Origin of the sequence: Microvirga pudoricolor (assembly GCF_016892705.1) — a bacterium.
Taxonomy (GTDB): Bacteria; Pseudomonadota; Alphaproteobacteria; order Rhizobiales; family Beijerinckiaceae; genus Microvirga; species Microvirga pudoricolor.
In genome coordinates, this window is the sequence record NZ_JAFEMB010000005.1 from 327,728 (window position 1) to 345,571 (window position 17,844).

General features: G+C 65.3%; 11 protein-coding genes. 3 read left to right on the forward strand and 8 right to left on the reverse strand.

The window, feature by feature from the left end; translation table 11 throughout:
* From sufC to ILT42_RS17600, 3 genes are all read right to left on the reverse strand, one after another.
* A complete protein-coding gene (gene sufC / locus ILT42_RS17590) occupies positions 1–753 on the reverse strand; it encodes a Fe-S cluster assembly ATPase SufC (RefSeq protein WP_204217006.1) in 753 nt (250 codons plus the stop codon).
* A gap of 125 nt (positions 754–878) precedes the next feature.
* Positions 879–2,351 (reverse strand): Fe-S cluster assembly protein SufB, encoded by a 1,473-nt coding sequence (gene sufB, locus ILT42_RS17595; protein ID WP_204217007.1) that lies wholly within the window; start codon positions 2,349–2,351, stop codon positions 879–881.
* A gap of 68 nt (positions 2,352–2,419) precedes the next feature.
* On the reverse strand, positions 2,420–3,583 hold the full coding sequence (locus ILT42_RS17600; protein ID WP_204217008.1) for a cysteine desulfurase family protein: 1,164 nt from the start codon (positions 3,581–3,583) through the stop codon (positions 2,420–2,422).
* Positions 3,584–3,842: 259 nt separating this feature from the next.
* Here ILT42_RS17600 and ILT42_RS17605 point away from each other — a divergent pair, with 259 nt between their 5' ends.
* Positions 3,843–4,499 carry an alpha/beta hydrolase gene (locus ILT42_RS17605; RefSeq protein WP_204217009.1) on the forward strand — a complete coding sequence of 219 codons (657 nt, stop codon included), beginning with the start codon at positions 3,843–3,845 and terminating at the stop codon, positions 4,497–4,499.
* A gap of 73 nt (positions 4,500–4,572) precedes the next feature.
* Here the strand turns inward: ILT42_RS17605 and ILT42_RS17610 are convergent, their stop codons facing one another.
* A complete protein-coding gene (locus ILT42_RS17610) occupies positions 4,573–6,603 on the reverse strand; it encodes a M10 family metallopeptidase (protein WP_204217010.1) in 2,031 nt (676 codons plus the stop codon).
* A gap of 200 nt (positions 6,604–6,803) precedes the next feature.
* Between ILT42_RS17610 and tyrS the strand changes: the two genes are divergently transcribed.
* Positions 6,804–8,066 (forward strand): tyrosine--tRNA ligase, encoded by a 1,263-nt coding sequence (gene tyrS / locus ILT42_RS17615; RefSeq protein WP_204217011.1) that lies wholly within the window; start codon positions 6,804–6,806, stop codon positions 8,064–8,066.
* A 72-nt stretch (positions 8,067–8,138) separates the two neighbouring features.
* On the opposite strand, the gene ILT42_RS17620 is transcribed toward tyrS, so the two are convergent.
* Positions 8,139–11,603 carry a YhdP family protein gene (locus tag ILT42_RS17620; RefSeq protein ID WP_204217012.1) on the reverse strand — a complete coding sequence of 1,155 codons (3,465 nt, stop codon included), beginning with the start codon at positions 11,601–11,603 and terminating at the stop codon, positions 8,139–8,141.
* Positions 11,604–11,759: 156 nt separating this feature from the next.
* On the opposite strand from ILT42_RS17620, the gene ILT42_RS17625 reads away from it, so the two are divergent.
* Positions 11,760–12,224, forward strand: coding sequence for a peroxiredoxin (locus ILT42_RS17625; protein WP_204217013.1), 465 nt, complete (start codon positions 11,760–11,762; stop codon positions 12,222–12,224).
* 228 nt (positions 12,225–12,452) lie between these two features.
* Here ILT42_RS17625 and prfB read toward each other — a convergent pair.
* The 3 genes from prfB to ILT42_RS17640 all read right to left on the reverse strand — a co-directional run bounded on the left by prfB (position 12,453) and on the right by ILT42_RS17640 (position 17,564).
* Positions 12,453–13,581 (reverse strand): peptide chain release factor 2 gene (gene prfB, locus ILT42_RS17630; RefSeq protein WP_204217014.1). Its coding sequence is split into 2 segments (ribosomal slippage): positions 12,453–13,511 and positions 13,513–13,581, totalling 1,128 coding nucleotides; the frame shifts between segments, so codons are not numbered across the junction.
* A 133-nt stretch (positions 13,582–13,714) separates the two neighbouring features.
* Entirely contained in the window at positions 13,715–16,141 is a 2,427-nt protein-coding gene (locus ILT42_RS17635; RefSeq protein ID WP_204217015.1) for a penicillin-binding protein 1A, read from the reverse strand.
* Between the two features lie 142 nt (positions 16,142–16,283).
* Complete coding sequence (locus ILT42_RS17640; protein WP_204217016.1) at positions 16,284–17,564, reverse strand: N-acetylmuramoyl-L-alanine amidase; 1,281 nt, start codon at positions 17,562–17,564, stop codon at positions 16,284–16,286.
* Positions 17,565–17,844 lie beyond the last annotated feature (280 nt).

The following is a 17,844-nucleotide window of genomic DNA, read 5'->3' on the forward strand; positions in this document are numbered from 1 at the left end:
TCAGGCGGCCTCGCTTTCCCGGTAATCGGCATAGCCGTTGGCCTCAAGCTCGAGCGCCAGCTCCTTGCCGCCCGAGCGCACGATGCGGCCCGAATGCATCACGTGCACGGTATCGGGCACGATGTGGTTCAGGAGACGCTGATAGTGCGTGATGACGAGGAACGAGCGGTCTGGGGACCGCAGGGCGTTCACGCCCTCAGACACGATGCGGAGCGCGTCGATGTCGAGTCCGGAATCCGTTTCGTCGAGGATGCAGAAGGACGACCGGAGAAGGGCCATCTGCAGGATCTCCATGCGCTTCTTCTCGCCGCCCGAGAAGCCGACATTGAGAGCGCGTTTGAGCATGTCCTTGGGGATTTCGAGCTGCGCCGCGGCCGCATTGACGCGCTTGATGAAATCCGGCGTCGACAGCTCGCTCTCGCCGCGCGCCTTGAGCTGCGCGTTCATGGCGGCCTTGAGGAAGGTCATCGAAGCGACGCCGGGGATCTCTAGGGGATACTGGAAGGCGAGGAACACGCCTGCGGCGGCGCGCTCGTCCGGCCCCATCTCCAGGATGTTCTCGCCGTCCAGCAGGATCTCGCCGTCGAGGACCTCGTAATCCTCCTTGCCGGCGATCACGTAGGACAGGGTCGACTTCCCCGAGCCGTTCGGGCCCATGATGGCGGCAACCTCGCCGTTATTCACGGTGAGATTCAAGCCGTTGAGAATGCGCTTGTCCTCGATCTGGACAACGAGGTTCTTGATTTCGAGCATTGGTTTATTCCATTCGCGTCATCCCGGGCGAGCATAGCGAGACCCGGGACCGATATCCGAATTTTGAACTGGTTTCCGCGATCCCGGCTCTGCGCTACGCTCCGGCCGGGACGACGCCTGTTTGGTTAACCCACCGAGCCTTCCAGCGAGATCGAGATTAGCTTCTGGGCTTCCACGGCGAACTCCATCGGGAGCTGCTGGAGAACATCCTTCACGAAGCCGTTCACGATGAGCGCCGTCGCCTCCTCATCCGAGAGGCCGCGCTGCTGGCAGTAGAACATCTGGTCTTCGGAGATCTTCGAGGTGGTGGCCTCGTGCTCGAAAACGGCGGTCGCGTTCTTCGACTCGATGTAGGGCACCGTATGGGCCCCACACTCGTTGCCGATGAGGAGCGAGTCGCAGTTCGTGAAGTTGCGCGCGCCCGTGGCCTTCCGGTGAGCCGAGACGAGACCGCGATACGTATTCTCGGAACGGCCCGCCGCAATGCCCTTCGAGATAATCCGGCTGGTCGTGTTCTTGCCGAGATGGATCATCTTGGTGCCGGAATCGACCTGCTGCATGCCGTTGGACACCGCGATCGAGTAGAACTCGCCCCGCGAGTTGTCGCCGCGCAGGATGCAGGACGGATACTTCCAGGTGATCGCCGACCCCGTTTCAACCTGCGTCCAGGTGATGACCGAGTTCTTGCCCCGGCAATCGCCGCGCTTGGTCACGAAATTGTAGATGCCGCCCTTCCCTTGCGCATCGCCCGGGTACCAGTTCTGGACGGTGGAATATTTGATCTCGGCATCGTCGAGAGCGATCAGCTCGACCACCGCCGCGTGGAGCTGGTTCTCGTCGCGCTTCGGGGCCGTGCAGCCCTCCAGGTACGAGACGTAGGAGCCCTTGTCGGCGATGATGAGGGTGCGCTCGAACTGGCCAGTGTTCTTCTCGTTGATGCGGAAGTACGTGGACAGTTCCATGGGGCAGCGGACGCCCGGCGGCACGTAGACGAAGGACCCGTCCGTGAAGACAGCCGAGTTGAGGGTCGCGAAGAAGTTGTCCGTGACGGGGACCACCGTGCCGAGATATTGCTTCACCAGATCCGGGTATTCGCGGATGGCCTCCGAGATCGGCATGAAGATCACGCCGGCCTTCTTCAGCTCCTCCTTGAAGGTCGTGGCAACCGAGACCGAGTCGAACACCGCGTCCACGGCCACCCGGCGCTCCGGCTCGACCCCGGCCAGGATCTCCTGCTCACGCAGGGGAATGCCGAGCTTCTCGTAGGTGCGCAGGATTTCCGGGTCGACCTCGTCGAGGGACTTCGGAGCCGGATTGTTCTTCGGCGCCGCGTAATAATAAATCTCGTTGTAATCGATCTTGTCGTAGGACACGCGGGCCCAGTTGGGCTCCTGCATGGTCTGCCAGCGCTTATAGGCGTCCAGGCGCCATTGCAGCATCCATTCCGGCTCGCCCTTCTTGGCCGAGATGAAGCGGATCACATCCTCGGAGAGGCCCTTGGGGGATTTCTCCATTTCGACTTCGGTCTCGAAGCCGTACTTATACTGGTCCACGTCGATCAGGCGCACCTGATCGATGGTCTCCTGCACTGCAGGCATCTGTCTCTCCCACCTCTCACGGCTTCAAGGGCCGCGGGTTGACGACGACGAAAGGCTCCGCAGCCCCTTCAGGCCGCGCTCGCCCTTCTCTTATATAGGTTCGATGCCACCCTTTCGCACGTCTCCACGAAGCGGGAAACGTCCTCTTTGGTGGTCATCCACCCCAAACTGACGCGCAAGGCTCCCTCGGCGAGAGCCGGCTCGACCCCCATGGCATCGAGCACATGCGACCGCCTGACCTTGCCGGACGAGCAGGCGGACCCGGACGAGAGCGCGATTCCAGCCAGATCGAACGCGATGAGCGCCGTCTCCGCCCTCAGGCCCGGAATGGCAAAGGCAAGCGTGTTTGGCAACCGCCGGGTTCCGTCCGCGAAGACGACGGCCTCCGGCGCCACCCGGCGAAGCTCCGCTTCGGCTTCGTCCCGCAGGGCTTCGAGCCGGGCAGCCTCTTCCGCGAGATGACCTGCCGCAAGGGAAGACGCAACCCCGAAGCCCGCGATGGCCGCGACATTTTCGGTGCCGGCTCGATAGCCCCTCTCCTGGCCGCCGCCGCGGATGAGCCGGTCTGCGATCTCGAGCCGGTCGGAGGCCAGGATCACCGCCCCGGCTCCCTTCGGACCGCCCAGCTTGTGGGCCGAAAGGGTCAGGACGTCGGCTCCGAGGGCTTCCAGGTCGAGCGGAATCTTGCCGGCCGCCTGGACGGCATCCGTATGCAGGAGCCCGCCCTCCTCGCGCACCAGCGCCGCCGCCTCGGCGATCGGCTGCAGGGCGCCGGTCTCATTATTGGCGGCCTGGATGGAGACGAGCGCGCGCGGACCCGCTTGGAGCTGGGCCCGCAGCCGCGCCAAGTCCACGACCCCTTGGCCGTCGACCGGAATGGTCTCGACCGCGCCGGGATCGAATCGATGTCCAGACAGGACGCTGGGGTGTTCGCCGGCGCTGATCAGGAGTCGTTCGGGGCCGGCCTGGCCGGACTGGCGCAAGGACGGCGACAGAGCCAGATTGTTGGCCTCCGTGCCGCCGCTGGTGAAGATCACGTTCTTCGGCCTCGCACCCGCCAGCGCTGCGACCTGTTCGCGGGCGGATTCCATCTCGGCGCGGGCCGCCCGGCCCTCCGAATGAACCGACGAAGCGTTTCCGGGAAGCCCGAGCGCGCGCAGGACCGCCTCGGCGACCATGGGCCTCAGGGGCGCGGTCGCATTATAGTCGAGGTAGACGCGCTGCTGCGTCATGAGGCCTGCGCCCTTTCCAAACCCGCTCTGCGAGGCCCTCGCACGAAATCCTTGCATTGGCCCCTGGTAGACGTGCTAAAGCACCACGACATCCGCGTCAGGCCTCGGCCCGACAGAGTGCTGCCGCGCGCAGTAACGCGATAACAGCCCTCTTTAGAATAATTCTAAGGCGGTTTTAGGGAAATGAAGCACCTCAAGTCAAGGGTGCTTGCTCATTCTATCCTTCATCGGAAGGGTAAGTCCATTCAAGAGGTTCAGAATGCCAGAGGTCGTCTTCACGGGGCCCGCCGGTCGTATTGAAGGTCGCTACCAGCCCGCGAAGCAGAAGGGCGCGCCGATCGCCATCGTGCTGCATCCCCACCCGCAGTTCGGGGGCACGATGAACAACCAGATCGTCTACAACCTCTACTATAATTTCCTGAACCGGGGCTTCTCGGTTCTTCGCTTCAACTTCCGGGGCGTCGGCCGCAGCCAGGGCGCCTTCGACCATGGCCAGGGCGAACTCTCCGACGCCGCAGCCGCCCTCGACTGGGCCCAGTCCATGAACCCGGACGCCCGGGCTTGCTGGATCGCGGGCGTGTCCTTCGGGGCCTGGATCGGCATGCAGCTCCTCATGCGCCGCCCGGAGATCGAGGGTTTCATCTCCATCGCCGCCATGGCCAACCGGTATGACTTCTCGTTCCTGGCCCCCTGCCCGTCCTCCGGGCTGTTCGTCCATGGTTCCGAGGACCGGGTCGCGCCCGTCAAGGACGTGGTCAGCGTCATCGAGAAGGTGAAGACCCAGAAGGGCGTCAAGCTGGAGCACGCCGTGGTGGACGGCGCCAACCACTTTTTCGACGGAAAGGTGGACGAGCTCATGCTCTCGGTCGATGAGTACCTCAACAAGCGCCTCGGCACGGCCGAGGAAGCGGCTTGAGCGTGACGGCGCAGATTTGAAAGAAAAAAGGCCGGGCGCGATGCCCGGCCTTTTCGTTGGGTGACGTGCCGTCTCAGATGAAGACGAAGTCGTTGAGATGCAGGGCGGTCTTGCCCACGCCCGTCAGGGTGAGGCTGAACTCGCCCTTGGCGATGACCGTGTTGCCCCCCGACTGATAGGCCGTGCTCATAAGAGCCGCGTAGTCGGCAAACACGCTCTTGTAGACGATGATCTTCTCGTAATCGTCAGGCCCGGCGGCAAAGTCCGCAATGGTGGTCTTGGCCCAGGGGCGGATGTGGTAGGTGTCCCGGCCCCAGCCGCCGATCAGCAGCGAACCCACCCCGTCGCCGATGAGGATGTCGTCGCCGTAGCCCCCGTCGAGGGTGTCCGCCCCGGCCGATGAACCCGCATCCATGTCGAGGTAGTCGTTGCCGTCGCCGCCCATGAGGAGATCGCTGCCCGTGCCGCCGATCAGGCTGTCGTTGCCGAGATCGCCGTAGAGTGCGTCGTCTCCGCCCGCTCCCGACAGGAAGTCGTTACCGGCGTTACCGTACAGAGCGTTGGCCATGTGGTCGCCGAACAGGCTGTCGTTGTAGCGGCTGCCATGGATACCCTCGACTCCGCTATAGGTGTCCCCCGCCGCCTCTCCGGTGTTCATCGACGGGCTTGCCAGGCTGACCACGAGTCCGGTGCTCGACCTGTCGTACATGGCATAATCATGATTGCCGCTGCCGCCGATCAGGCGGTCCGCTCCCGCCCCACCGTAAAGAAGGTCGTTGCCGCCGTTGCCTTCCAGCGTATCGTTCCCGCCGTTGCCCGTGAGCGTGTTGGCGGCGGCATTGCCCGTGATCCGGTCATTGCCGGAGCCCCCGATGGCGTTCTCGATCAGGGAGCGTGGGTCGTCGTTGTACTGGAGGGCATTGTACACGTTGCCCCGGACGAAGAACGAGCCATTGTCGATCGACGCCAACTGGGCGAACGAGAACTGGGAATGCCCCCCCGGCGTCAGGTCGATGACGGCATTGCTGCCGTAATTTGACATGTCGTAGGTGTCGTTTCCGCCTCCGTCCCACAGGGTCAGGAAGATCGTGTTGTCATAAGGCAGCCCTTGCCCGACGCCATTCACGAGCGTTTCACCGGTCTGCGGATCCCACTTGTAGACGGTGTTTCCGGCGTTCGTCGTGAAGTCGGCGCCATAGAGGGCCTGCAAGGCGGCGATATCGTAAGCCATGAATGTCTGCGGCTTATCGAACGACGCCGCATAGGACATGACCGTGTATTCCGGCGAGTCATGCAGGGCGCTCATGGCCGGCAGGTTGCCGCCCGCTTCATGGGGATGCTTCAGGCCGAGGGCGTGACCCAGCTCGTGCAGGACATAATAGTTGGCCCGAGCGCCGGGAGCGGCGCTTGTGGACGACCCCATGGTCAGCCACGTATCGCCTCCAAGGAGCGGAATGCCAGGATAATAGGCATGGTTGCGGTTGATGAGATCGCCCGGCACGTAACCGCTGACCTGGATATTGGCGTCGTCGCGTCCAACGTAGTCGAGGTTCAGGTTCGTGAAGCCCTCGACGGACATCAGTGTCATCCTGGGACCGCCACTGAGCGGGCTGTACCCTTCCAGGACGTGCCGGATCGCCTGCTCGTTCTCGAACGACAGCGGCGCATAGCCCGCCGCGCTCGGATTGAGCCAGTGGAAGTCGGACCGTGAGTCCGGGAAGGAATAGGTGACCGTCGCGTTGCTCCACTGAGAGCCGGAGAACAGCGCCTTGACGTCGGCATCGGCCGTATATGGGATGCTGTACTTTGCGTTTGCGACGGGAACGTTGGGGAAGTTCGATGCGATGGCGGAGAATGCCTCGAGCGGGACGGCCGAGATGTTCTCGGAGATGGTGTCGTAAACCCTCTCGACCCTGTCGCCGAACCAGGACGTGACGCTGTCCCAGATCGGAGCCGCGCTCGCGAAAGCTCCCATGGCCGCATAGGCTCCAGTGCCCGTGGACGCCGTGAAGAGCCCGAGGCCGTGTCCCGAAAGAGCCGAGTCTTGTACGGGAGAAGCCCAAAATCCGCTTTGGGCTTGGCTGTCGAGGCACGCATAGCACATGGTAAACGCTCCCTGTGTTCCTATCTGAACTATATAACATATCTTAAGCATAAGCTTGTCAATAATTTTCTCCTCAGGAAAATTTCAACTAAAGCACATTGTATTCGTCGAGTTCATATCCCTAGGTTGCAATCGTCTGTGCTGGACCTGGTCCTAAAAGCTGATAAGAGGCGAACGATGCCGACACCCGAGCCCCGATCATGAACGCGCCCAAGTCCGAATTCCTCAAGGTCCTCACCGAACGGGGCTTCATCCATCAGACCTCCGACTTCGACGGCCTCGACGCCGCCGCCTTGGAAGGGCGCCTGACCACCTATGTCGGCTACGATTGCACGGGCCCATCGCTCCATGTCGGCCATCTGCTGTCGATCATGATGCTGCACTGGCTGCAGAAGACGGGCGCGGGCAGACCCATTACGCTGATGGGTGGTGGCACGACGCGGGTGGGAGACCCGTCCGGCAAGGACGAGAGCCGCAAGCTCCTCACCGTCGAGCAGATCGAGGACAACAAGCAGAGCATCAAGGGCGTTTTCACGCGCTTCATCGGCTTCGGCGAGGGCCGGCACGACGCCATGATGGCGGACAACGCCGAATGGCTGACCAAGCTCAACTATATCGAATTCCTGCGCGATGTCGGCCGCCACTTCTCGGTCAACCGGATGCTGTCCTTCGACAGCGTGAAGCTACGGCTCGACCGCGAGCACGAGCTGTCGTTCCTGGAATTCAACTACATGATCCTCCAGGCCTACGATTTCGTGGAATTGCACCGGCGCTACGGCTGCGTTCTCCAGATGGGCGGCTCGGACCAGTGGGGGAACATCGTCAACGGCATCGATCTCGGACGCCGCCTCGGCACGTCTCAGCTCTACGCCATCACCTGCCCTCTCCTCACGACAGCGTCCGGCGCCAAGATGGGCAAGACGGCGTCCGGCGCGGTCTGGCTCAACGCGGACCTGCTGAGCCCGTACGATTACTGGCAATTCTGGCGCAACACGGAAGATGCGGATGTGGGGCGCTTCCTGAAGCTGTTCACGATCCTGCCCCTGGACGAGGTCGCGCGGCTGGAGGCCCTCGCCGGCGCCGAGATCAATGAAGCCAAGAAGGTTCTGGCAACCGAGGCCACCGCCCTCCTCCATGGCCGGGACGCGGCGCTCCAGGCGGAGGAGACCGCCCGGAAGACCTTCGAGCAGGGCACCCTGGCCGAGACGCTGCCCACCATCGAGGTGCCGGCGAGCCTCCTCGATGCGGGTCTCGGCGTCCTCACGGCCTTCGGGCCAGACTATGCCAAGCTCGTGCCGTCCACGGGCGAGGCTCGGAGGCAGATCAAGAGCGGCGGCCTGCGGGTCAACGACGAAGCCGTGTCCGACGAGCGGGGCGTGCTCCGGGCGGAAGACCTGACCCCCGAGGGCGTGATCAAGCTCTCCTTCGGCAAGAAGAAGCACGTCCTGCTGCGGGCGGTCTGACGCGAAACCGCACGGCGCCGTGTTTGAAAGCCGCCTCTCGGGGCGGCTTTTCGCTAGGCGATGGGATGCGGCTCAGCGGTCGGGGGTCGCGGGGAGCGGGTTGCCGGCCTGTGGCGCCTCGCCGGCGCCGAAGAGCTTGCGCAGGAAGCCCGGCGCCACCGCCGAGAGCGGGTTGACCGTCAGCGTCGGGGAGGTGGCGGCACCCGACACGCGGAAATTCACGGCGAACAGGCCCTCGTACTGGCTGCCGCCGAGGAGCGGACCGAAGAGGGGCACCTGGGCGAAGGCGTTGTTCAATCCATAAGCCGGCACGAAGGTGCCGCTGATGTCGAGCTTGTCCCGCGCATAATCGACATAGCCCCCCAGGGTAAAGCCGATGGACGCCCCCCAAATGGCCGCATCCTTGAAGTCGAGCCGCCCGGCATTGCGCTGGAAATCCACCCGCGCCTTGCTGAAGTCGATCCGGTTCGTATCGACCTGCACGACCTTCGGCCGGCCCGCCGCATCCTGCCCCGAGACGACCTGGGTCTGGGTGGGAATGATCCGGCGCAGGGCAGGCTCGTTGGTCAGCGTGAATTCCCGCAGCATCACGTTGCCGGATTGCGGGCCGTCCCCCGTGCTCATCTGCAGGATCAACTCGCCCCCCGTCATGCGGCGGTAGATGTCGAGGAAGCGCAGCAGGGACCCGGCGTCGTCCGATTGCAGCAGGATGAGCGGCGTCGTACCGGGCTGGCTCACCGTGCGGGACACGAGATTGGTGGCGCCGAGGCGTCCCTTCACGTCGAGCTGGCGGATGTTCTCCTTGCGGATAGAGGCCTTGACCACCGCGTTGGTGACCGCCTCGTCGTTGTATCCAGTGAGAATGTTCAGAGCGAGATCGAGGTCGAAATCCTTGGAATCCTTGGCCGACTGGCCGGAGCTGCGCCCCCCGCCAGCCGTCGGAGACGGCCCGCTGAGAGTCTTCGTGAACGGGCGGGCGTCGCCCACGTTGCCGCGCACGATTACCTTGTAGACATTGCCCTGGCGGTCGAGCTGGGCTCGCATGTCGTCGCCGGGCGAGAGCTTGAAGGTCGTCAGGTCGGCCTTGTCCAGACTGCCGTCTCCCGACAGCACGGCGGAGCCGCGGATTTGTACCGAACCGCTGTCGAGCTGCAGGTCCTGGACTTCGCTGGTGGCTCCCTCGACCAGCGTGAGACTGAGCTTGCCGGGGCGACCGGCCGCCTTCGTCCAACCGGGAATGAGCTGGTCCACGGAGGTCTTGGCGAGGTCGGCCTCGATGCGGATGCCGGCTTTGGCGTCCCGGCCCATCGGCACCGTCGCCTTGACGGCGAGGGGGCCCGTGAGCTGCGATCCGAAGGAGAGCCCCCGGCGCTGCCGGGCCGCCTCGTCGAGCGTGAAGGCCACATTGGCTTCGCCGACGCCCTTGGCCCTCTTGACATCGATGGTGGCGGGGCTGCCCGCGAGTTTGCCTTCACCCTTGATCGACAGGCTGCCCCGGTCGTAGGCCAGGGCGAGGTTGGCGTTCTCGAGCTTGTCCTTCCCGAAAAGCTTGTCCACCGTCATGTCGCTCACGGTGCCGTTGACGGTGATGGGCAGGTCGACGAAGGGCGGGATATCGTTCACGGCGAGGTCGATCCCGACCCGCAGCTCGGTAGCGCCCTTCATGGTCGCGGGATCGACGTCGAACCCCGTGATTTCGCGGATGCGCGGGGCCTGGAGCAATCCGCCCAGACCTTCGGCGCTGCCCTTGAGCCGAAAGCCGATCCGCGCCAGGGAAGCGTCGTCCCAGTAATTCTTCAGATCGAAGGTCCCGTCGATGGCCTGAAGGCTTCGACCCTCGGCCATCTCGACAAGCCCCGAGGCGGCGCGCAAGGTTACGCTCGTTCCCGTGACGCTGCCCGTGACCGGAACCCGGGCGATGGGCGGCAGCCCTTGCGCAGCGACCAGGGTGGCGCCCGCGATGCGGAAGTCGATGGCGAGCGACTTGTCCGGAACAGGCCCTCCCGAAATGGACTTCTCCACATCGGCGCCCGACATGTCGACCTTAAGGCGGATATCCTCGACGGTGCCGGCCTTGAGGTTATCCACGAGGAAACGACGCACGGGAGGCGCGACGGCCTCCGGCCAGATCCTCACAGCCGCGCGGGCGTCCGTTCCGGTCCCTTGCACGTCCAGGCGAATCGCCTTGGGGTCGGACGCCGCCAGAAGAACCCCGCCGATCTCGGCGTTGACCTTCGGGCCACGCAGCTTGATCCCGTTCAGCCGCAGACCGTCTGGCCCAGACAGGTCGGCCTCCACGCTGTCGAGGCGCACCGGCTCATCGCCGGGCGCGGCCCCGGACAGGACCGTATCCTTGCCCGAGAGCGCGAGTTGCCAGCCTCTCTCGGCCATGAAGGGGCTCAAGGCGCCCTGGAGCCTCACGTCGTTCCCGCCGCCCTGGAGCTCCAGGGCGTTGAGGTGCAGCACCTTCGCGTCCTCGTCCCAGGCCACGTCCACCTTCGAGCGGTCGACCGCCAGGGGCGAGGTATCCTTGTCGTCGATCTGGACGAAGCCTCGGCCGCTGGCCAAGGTCGTCTTCAGCTCGGTCACCCGCCCGTTGGCGAAGGCGGCGTCGACCCGGCCGGAGAACTCGAGGTCCGTCGTCGCCGGAACGGCCGACAGGCCCGCCAGAAGGAACACGTCCTGCACGGGAGCATCGGTGGCCACGAGGGTGGCGCGATAGCCTGTCCGCGTCGTGCCGGAGGCATCGCCGCTCAGCTGCCACGGACCCTGCTGCCCGTCGAGCCTGGCGTCGAAATGGTGGCCCTCCCCGTCCCGTGTGAAAGTGGCGTCCACGCGCCGGAAGGTGGCCCTCTCCCGTTGGTCCGAACCGAACAGGCTCAGGCGGGCATTGGTGAGCCGGGCGCTGTCGAGGGACGTCAGGACGCCCGAGCGACCGACCACGAGTTCGAACAGGGAGCCGACGATCCGCGACACGGGCGAGCCCGCCTGGGCGGCAAGCTCCGGCGCAACAGTGACAGGCGTGGGCGCCTGGTCCGGCGTGGGCGCCTGATCCTTAACGGCCTCGGCGGAGGGTTCGGACACGAAGGTCAGGGACCCGTCCTTGGCCACCATCGCTCGGATCTGGAGGTCGCGCAGCTCGATGGAGCGAGGCTGAAGGCTCGCGGTCAGGAGCGACCAGCCGTCGACGCTCACGATGGCGTAAGGCGCCCGGACCACGAGGGTTCCGTTGGGGTCCCGGATATCGAGGCCGTTGGCCCTGAGGGCCGGGTATCCGTCCTGGAGTTCGAGGGCCGTATCCCGCAGCGTCACGTCCCAGCCCGGCCCGATCCGCGCTGCCAGGGCGTCCGAGATCCTCTCCGGCAGTCGCCCGAAGCTGACCGGGCCGGCGGAGAGGCGCAGGTACAGCACCCCGCCCGCGATCACGAACGCCGTCACGAGACCAAGGGTCGCGTAGAATGCACCCCGAAGAACACGATGCGCCGCGCTTTTCCTGCCCCCCGCCCGACGCGGCCTTTTGATGAGAGATGGCTTCATTCGCGGGGTCGAGCGATCCGGTTCTTGCAAAAGGGAAGAAGAGAGGGAATCAAGACGGCGGGACCATAACCCGCCGCGACGGCTCCCGCGACCCTCTCGGCCAGCCTGCGGCACTTGTTCCCCAACCACGCAATTCCGCCGAAAGGAAGGCGCCCCATGAGTCTGACCCTCGGAAGCCCCGCCCCCGCCTTCTCGCTCCCCTCCACCGGAGGAGGCGAAATCAGCCTCGACACCCTCAAGGGCCGGACGGTCGTCCTGTATTTCTACCCCAAGGACGACACCAGCGGCTGCACCTTGGAAGCCAAGGATTTTCAAGCTTTGGGCGCCGAGTTCGCGGCCGCCGGCGCGGTCGTGATCGGCGTCTCGCCCGACAGCCTGAAGAGCCACGACAAGTTCCGGGCGAAGTACGGCCTCGCCTTCGACCTCGCCTCGGACGAGGCCAAGACGATGCTGGAGGCCTATGGTGTCTGGGTCCAGAAGAGCATGTGGGGCCGCAAGTACATGGGCGTCGAGAGGACGACCGTCCTGATCGACCGGGACGGAAAGGTCGCCCGGGTCTGGAACAAGGTAAAGGTCGACGCCCATGCGCGGGAGGTGCTGGAGGCGGCGCGGGGGCTTTGAAGACGACGATGCCGAAGCTCGCCCCTCAAGCCGCTGGTTGCAGTACCTTCAACACCGTGCTCCCGGATGTTCGGGCAGCGCTCCGGGCGGCGTGAGCAATGCGCGAGCCGACCCGAGACCGATGCGGCTCGTTCCGACGGCGGAAAACCTGCCATGGAAAATGGCCATGGGACCGACCGCAACGCGATTCCAACAGCCCTGCCTGTCTGAGACAGGCGCCGCTCGAACCTAATCGATATCCTCGACCGCGTCGGCACCGCCATAGACCCGATGCGCCAGGGACGCTTCCACGAACGGGTCGATGTCGCCGTCGAGCACGTCCTGCGGGCTCGTGGATTGGTGGCCCGTGCGGAGGTCCTTCACGAGCTGGTAGGGCTGGAGCACGTAGGAACGGATCTGGTGGCCCCAGCCGATATCGGTCTTGGCGGCGGCCTCCGCGTTGGCCTTTTCCTCGCGCTTCTTCAGCTCGGCCTCGTACAGGCGGGCGCGCAGCATGTTCCAGGCGGTGGCCCGATTCTTGTGCTGGGAGCGCTCCTGCTGGCAGGCGACGACGATGCCGCTCGGAATGTGGGTGATGCGCACCGCCGAGTCCGTGGTGTTCACGTGCTGGCCGCCCGCCCCGGAGGACCGGAAGGTATCGATCCGGCAATCCGATTCCTTGACCTCGATGTTGATGCGGTCGTCCACCACCGGGTACACCCACACCGACGCGAAGCTCGTATGGCGGCGAGCGTTCGAATCGTAGGGTGAGATGCGCACGAGGCGGTGCACGCCCGACTCGGTCTTGAGCCAGCCATAGGCGTTGTGGCCCTTGATCAGGAGCGTGGCGCTCTTGATGCCGGCCTCGTCGCCGTCGGTGATCTCGAGGAGTTCGACCTTGTATTTCCGGCGCTCGCCCCAGCGGGCGTACATGCGCTGGAGCATATTGGCCCAGTCCTGGCTCTCGGTGCCGCCGGCGCCGGAATGCACTTCCACATAGGTATCGTTGCCATCCGCCTCGCCGGACAGAAGCGTCTCGACCTGACGGCGGGCTGCCTCGTCCTGAAGGGCGCGGATCGCTTCCTCACCCTCCTTGACCGTGCCCTCGTCCTCTTCCATCTCGCCCAGTTCGATGAGCGTGATGGCGTCCTCGAGCTCCTGCTCGAGGCGCTTGATGGCGTTGATCTGGTCTTCGAGGCTCGTGCGCTCGCGCATGACCTTCTGGGCGGTCTCGGCGTCGTTCCAGAGGTCGGGATCTTCCGCCTGCGCGTTCAGTTCCGCGAGGCGTCGCTGGGCCGTATCCCAGTCAAAGATGCCTCCTCAGCAGCCCGACTGACTGCTTGGTCTCATCTACGAGGTGTTCGATTTCGGCGCGCATCGTCTGCTTTTCAGGTTGATGGTCCGGGAAGGGGTGAGGCGCCTCTTACGCAGAGGCGCGGCCGCTGTAAAGAAGCCGGGCCCCGCCAGGGCCCGATTCCGCATGCATGGCGTCAGATGGGACGTCGGGAATCCTAGTACAATCCGCCCGTGCCCGGGCCGACGCCAGGGCCTCCCGGAGCCGCGTATCCGACCTCTGCGGGTGCCGGCTCGCTCGGCGGCGCGTAGGCGTCCGGCGGGGCCGTGCCGGGCTTGAAGGCCTCCACGATCACACCGCCGCCCTCGCCACCGCCTGCGCGGGTGCCCGTCCCGGCGTTGACGCGCACGAGCTTGATGCCGGCAGGCACGCGGAACGGGGTGGCAGGCTTGTCCTTCAGCGCCATGGTCATGAAGTCGCGGAAGACCGGGGCGGCATAGTGGGCGGCCTGGGCCGAGGCGCCAAGGGAGCGGGGCTTGTCGTAGCCGAGATAGACGCCTACGGCGAGGTCCGGCGAGAAGCCCACGAACCACACATCCTTCGCGTCGTTGGTGGTGCCGGTCTTGCCCGCGAGCGGCTTGCCCACGGCCTTCAGGGACTGGCCCGTGCCGCGCTGGACCACGCCTTCCAGGATTGACGTCATCTGGTAGGCCGTGAGCGGATCGATCACCTGCTCGCGATTATCCACGAGCTTGGGCGCCGCGCCGCCGTCGAAGCTGGCCACGTCGCATCCGCCGCACTGACGGTCGTCGTGCCGGTAGATCGTCTTGCCGGACCGGTCCTGGATGCGGTCGATCAGGGTCGGCTTGATACGGCGCCCGCCGTTCACGAACATCGAATAGGACGCTGTCACGCGCATGACGGTGGATTCGCCCGCGCCCAGGGACATGGACAGCAGCGGCAGCATGTCGTCATAGATGCCGAAGCGGCGGGCGTACTCGGCCACCACCGGCATGCCGATGTCGCGGGCGAGCCGCACGGTCATGATGTTCTTCGATTTCTCGACGCCGTAGCGCAGGGTGTGGGCGCCCCCGCCGCCATTCTCGAAGTTTTGGGGTGTCCAGGCTTCCTGGCCCGGGCCCATGCTGATGGTGATGGGATCGTCCAGGATCAGGGTCGAGGGCGTGTAGCCGTTGTCCAGGGCCGTGGCGTAGACCAGGGGCTTGAAGGCCGAGCCGGGCTGGCGCATCGCCTGGGTGGCGCGGTTGAACTCGCTCTGGTCGAAGGAGAATCCTCCCACCATGGCGTGAACGCGGCCCGTATAGGGATCCATGGCCACGATGGCCCCGGAAATCTCGGGCACCTGGCGCAGGCGGAACTGGTCCGGTTTGCCCTCGATCGGCTCCACGTAGACCACGTCACCGGAATTCACGACCTTGTCCACGGTCCGGCGGGTCCACTTCACGCCGTCGGCGGTGATCTGGCCGAGCTGACGCTCGCGGGCGACCTGGCCGGACGAGTCGCGCCGGGGCTGGAGGCCGATGCGGGCGCGCCCGCCGGATACCTCGAGAACCACCGCCATGCGCCAGGGCTGGATGTCGCCCAGCACCGGCACCTCGGCCAGGGCGAGGCCCCATTCGCGGCCCGCAAGCTCGATCTTGCTCTGCGCCCCGCGCCAGCCGCGGGCCTCGTCGTAGCGCACGAGACCGTCCACCAGGGCCTTGCGGGCCATGGCCTGCATCTTGGGGTCGAGGGTGGCGCGGATGGAAAGGCCGCCCTCGTAGAGGGTCTCCTCGCCGTAGCGCTCCGCGATTTCGCGGCGCACGCCCTCGGCGAAATAGCCCGACGCGATGCTGTTGGGCGAGACTACGCGCGGGTTGACGTTGAGGCCTTCCTTCTTGGCGGCGGCGGCTTGCTCGGCCGTGACGTAGCCGTTGTCGACCATGCGGTCGATCACCCAGTTCCGGCGATCGAGGGCGGCTTGGCGCTGGCGGAACGGATGGTAGTTGTTCGGAGCCTTCGGCAGGGCCGCCAGATAGGCCACCTCGGCGATGTCCAGCTCGTGCACCGACTTGCCGAAATAGTTCAGGGCCGCCGCGGCGACGCCGTAATTGCCCAGGCCCAGATAGATCTCGTTCAGGTAGAGCTCGAGGATCTTGTCCTTGGGGAAGGTCGCCTCGATGCGCAGGGACAGCAGGGCCTCGCGGATCTTGCGCTCGTAGCTGCGCTCGTTCGTCAGCAGGAAGTTCTTGGCCACCTGCTGGGTGATGGTCGAGGCGCCCTGCTCCCGGCGGCCGCCGGAGCGGGCATTGACGAGGATCGCACGCACGATGCCCTCCGGGTCGATACCCGGATGGCGATAGAAATTCTTGTCCTCGGCGGACAGGAACGCCTCGATGAGGAGCTTGGGCGTCGCCTGGATCGGGATGTAGAGGCGCCGCTCGCGGGCGTATTCGGCCATCAGGCTGCCGTCCGTGGCGTGGACGCGCGTCATCACCGGCGGCTCGTAGGTCGCAAGCTGGGCGTGGTCCGGCAGGTCCTTGGAATAGGTCCAGAATCCGAAGGCGATCACGGCGGCACCGATCAGGAAGAAGATCGCCCCGATGCTGAACAGGAAGCCGAAAAATCGTAGGACGAAGCGCATCCGTTGGGTTCCGTTATCGGCGCCTCTCGGGCGCTCCTTCTCGCTGGTCTTTGAAGCGATCCCTCCGCCCGAACGGCCCGGCCCGCAAGCCGGATCTGTTAGCCGAGGAATCGCCCATCCGCCACCGGTATCCACACTCTATCTATGGTAAAACTGCGGCAGGTCCCTGCTTGGCCAGGCGCCTGGCGAAAAATCGGTCGATCGCCACCGTAATTGCCTGGGTGGCCTTGTTGCGCCACTCCTCCGAGACCAGAAGGTCGTAATCCTTCCGACTCGACAGGTAGCCGAGCTCCAGGAGAACCGACGGCACGTCGTGGGCCCGCAGCACCCAGAACCGGGCCTCGCGGCGGGCGTTCTTGTTCAGCCGGGCGACGGATTCGAGCTGATCGACAAGGCCTCCCGCGATTCCATGGGAGAAGGCGCGGGTCTCGCGCAGGGTCAGGTCCTGCAGGATGTCGAAGATTTCGTCGGGCGCTTCCGTGGCGTCGATGCCCGCCACGGCGTCGGCCTTGTTCTCGCGCTCCGCGAGGCGGGCCGAATCCGCGTCCGATGCGCGCTCGGCGCGGGTGTACACCGTCATGCCGCGCACCTCCTGGCCGCCGGAGATGGAATCCGCGTGGATCGACATGAAGAGATCCGCCTTGCGGCCCTGCGCGAACTTCACCCGCTCCTCCAGGGACAGGAACACATCCTGATCGCGGGTGAGAAGAACGCGATATCGGCCAGAGGCTTCGAGCCTTTTCTTGAGAAGCTGCGCAAAGGTCAGCACGATCTCCTTCTCGAAGGTGCCCGCAAGAGACGCCGCTCCCGGATCGACGCCGCCGTGGCCGGGGTCGAGAACGATCAGGGGACGGCTGTCCCCGTCCAGACCGCCCGGCGCAGCCGCTGGGCCCTTGGCCTGGGACCTCGTCGCGCTCTCGGCGGCCGCCTTGCGGAAATCGTCCCGCTCCGTCCGGGTCAGCTCGATGGTCATCACGGCGGTGCCGTCCCCCGCGATGGTGTCCACCTTGACGCCCGACACGAGGGCCGTCTGGGCCAGATCGATGACCATTCTCGACTGGCCGGGAGCGAAGAGCCCGTAGCGGAACGACGCGATGGCGCCCTCGCGCTTGCGGCCCGTATCGGCGGGAAGGTGAAACGTCACCTCCGGCAGGTCGACGATGATGCGGTCGGGCCGCTCCATGAGGTGGGTTTTGGCCGTCACGGGCTTGGACAGGGTAATCTTGAGCCGGGTCCTGGCGCCCTCGGACTCGACCGCGACCGCCGCCGCGATGGTAGGCGCTGCCCCGATGGCGGGCGCCGGCTCGGCGACGGGCGCCTGCCCGGCGGGCACCCCCTCGCTCGCGGCCATGGCCGGACCGCCCCAGGCGAGCGCCGCCGCGAGCCAAACCCCTGCGAATTGTCTGATCGACCTCGATAGCATCCTGTCCGCCGCTGTTCAGGAGCCCCCTCGTAGTCCATAGGCCGCGCTTGGTTAATGAAGCCTCAAGCCGCAGGCACCGTTAATTGCAGCACTGTTGCATCCTAGTCACATCGTCCCAGACATCTTGCCAAACGGCACAATCAATCTGTAATGATCATGATCCCGTCCGGCATGGCCGAATCTGGCGGGGCTCGCTGGATACGGTTGTGTTGATCGATCCTTCATCGAGCCCCTGCCACGCTCAACAGGCTCATGGACTGGCTCATTTGGCGGATTTTAC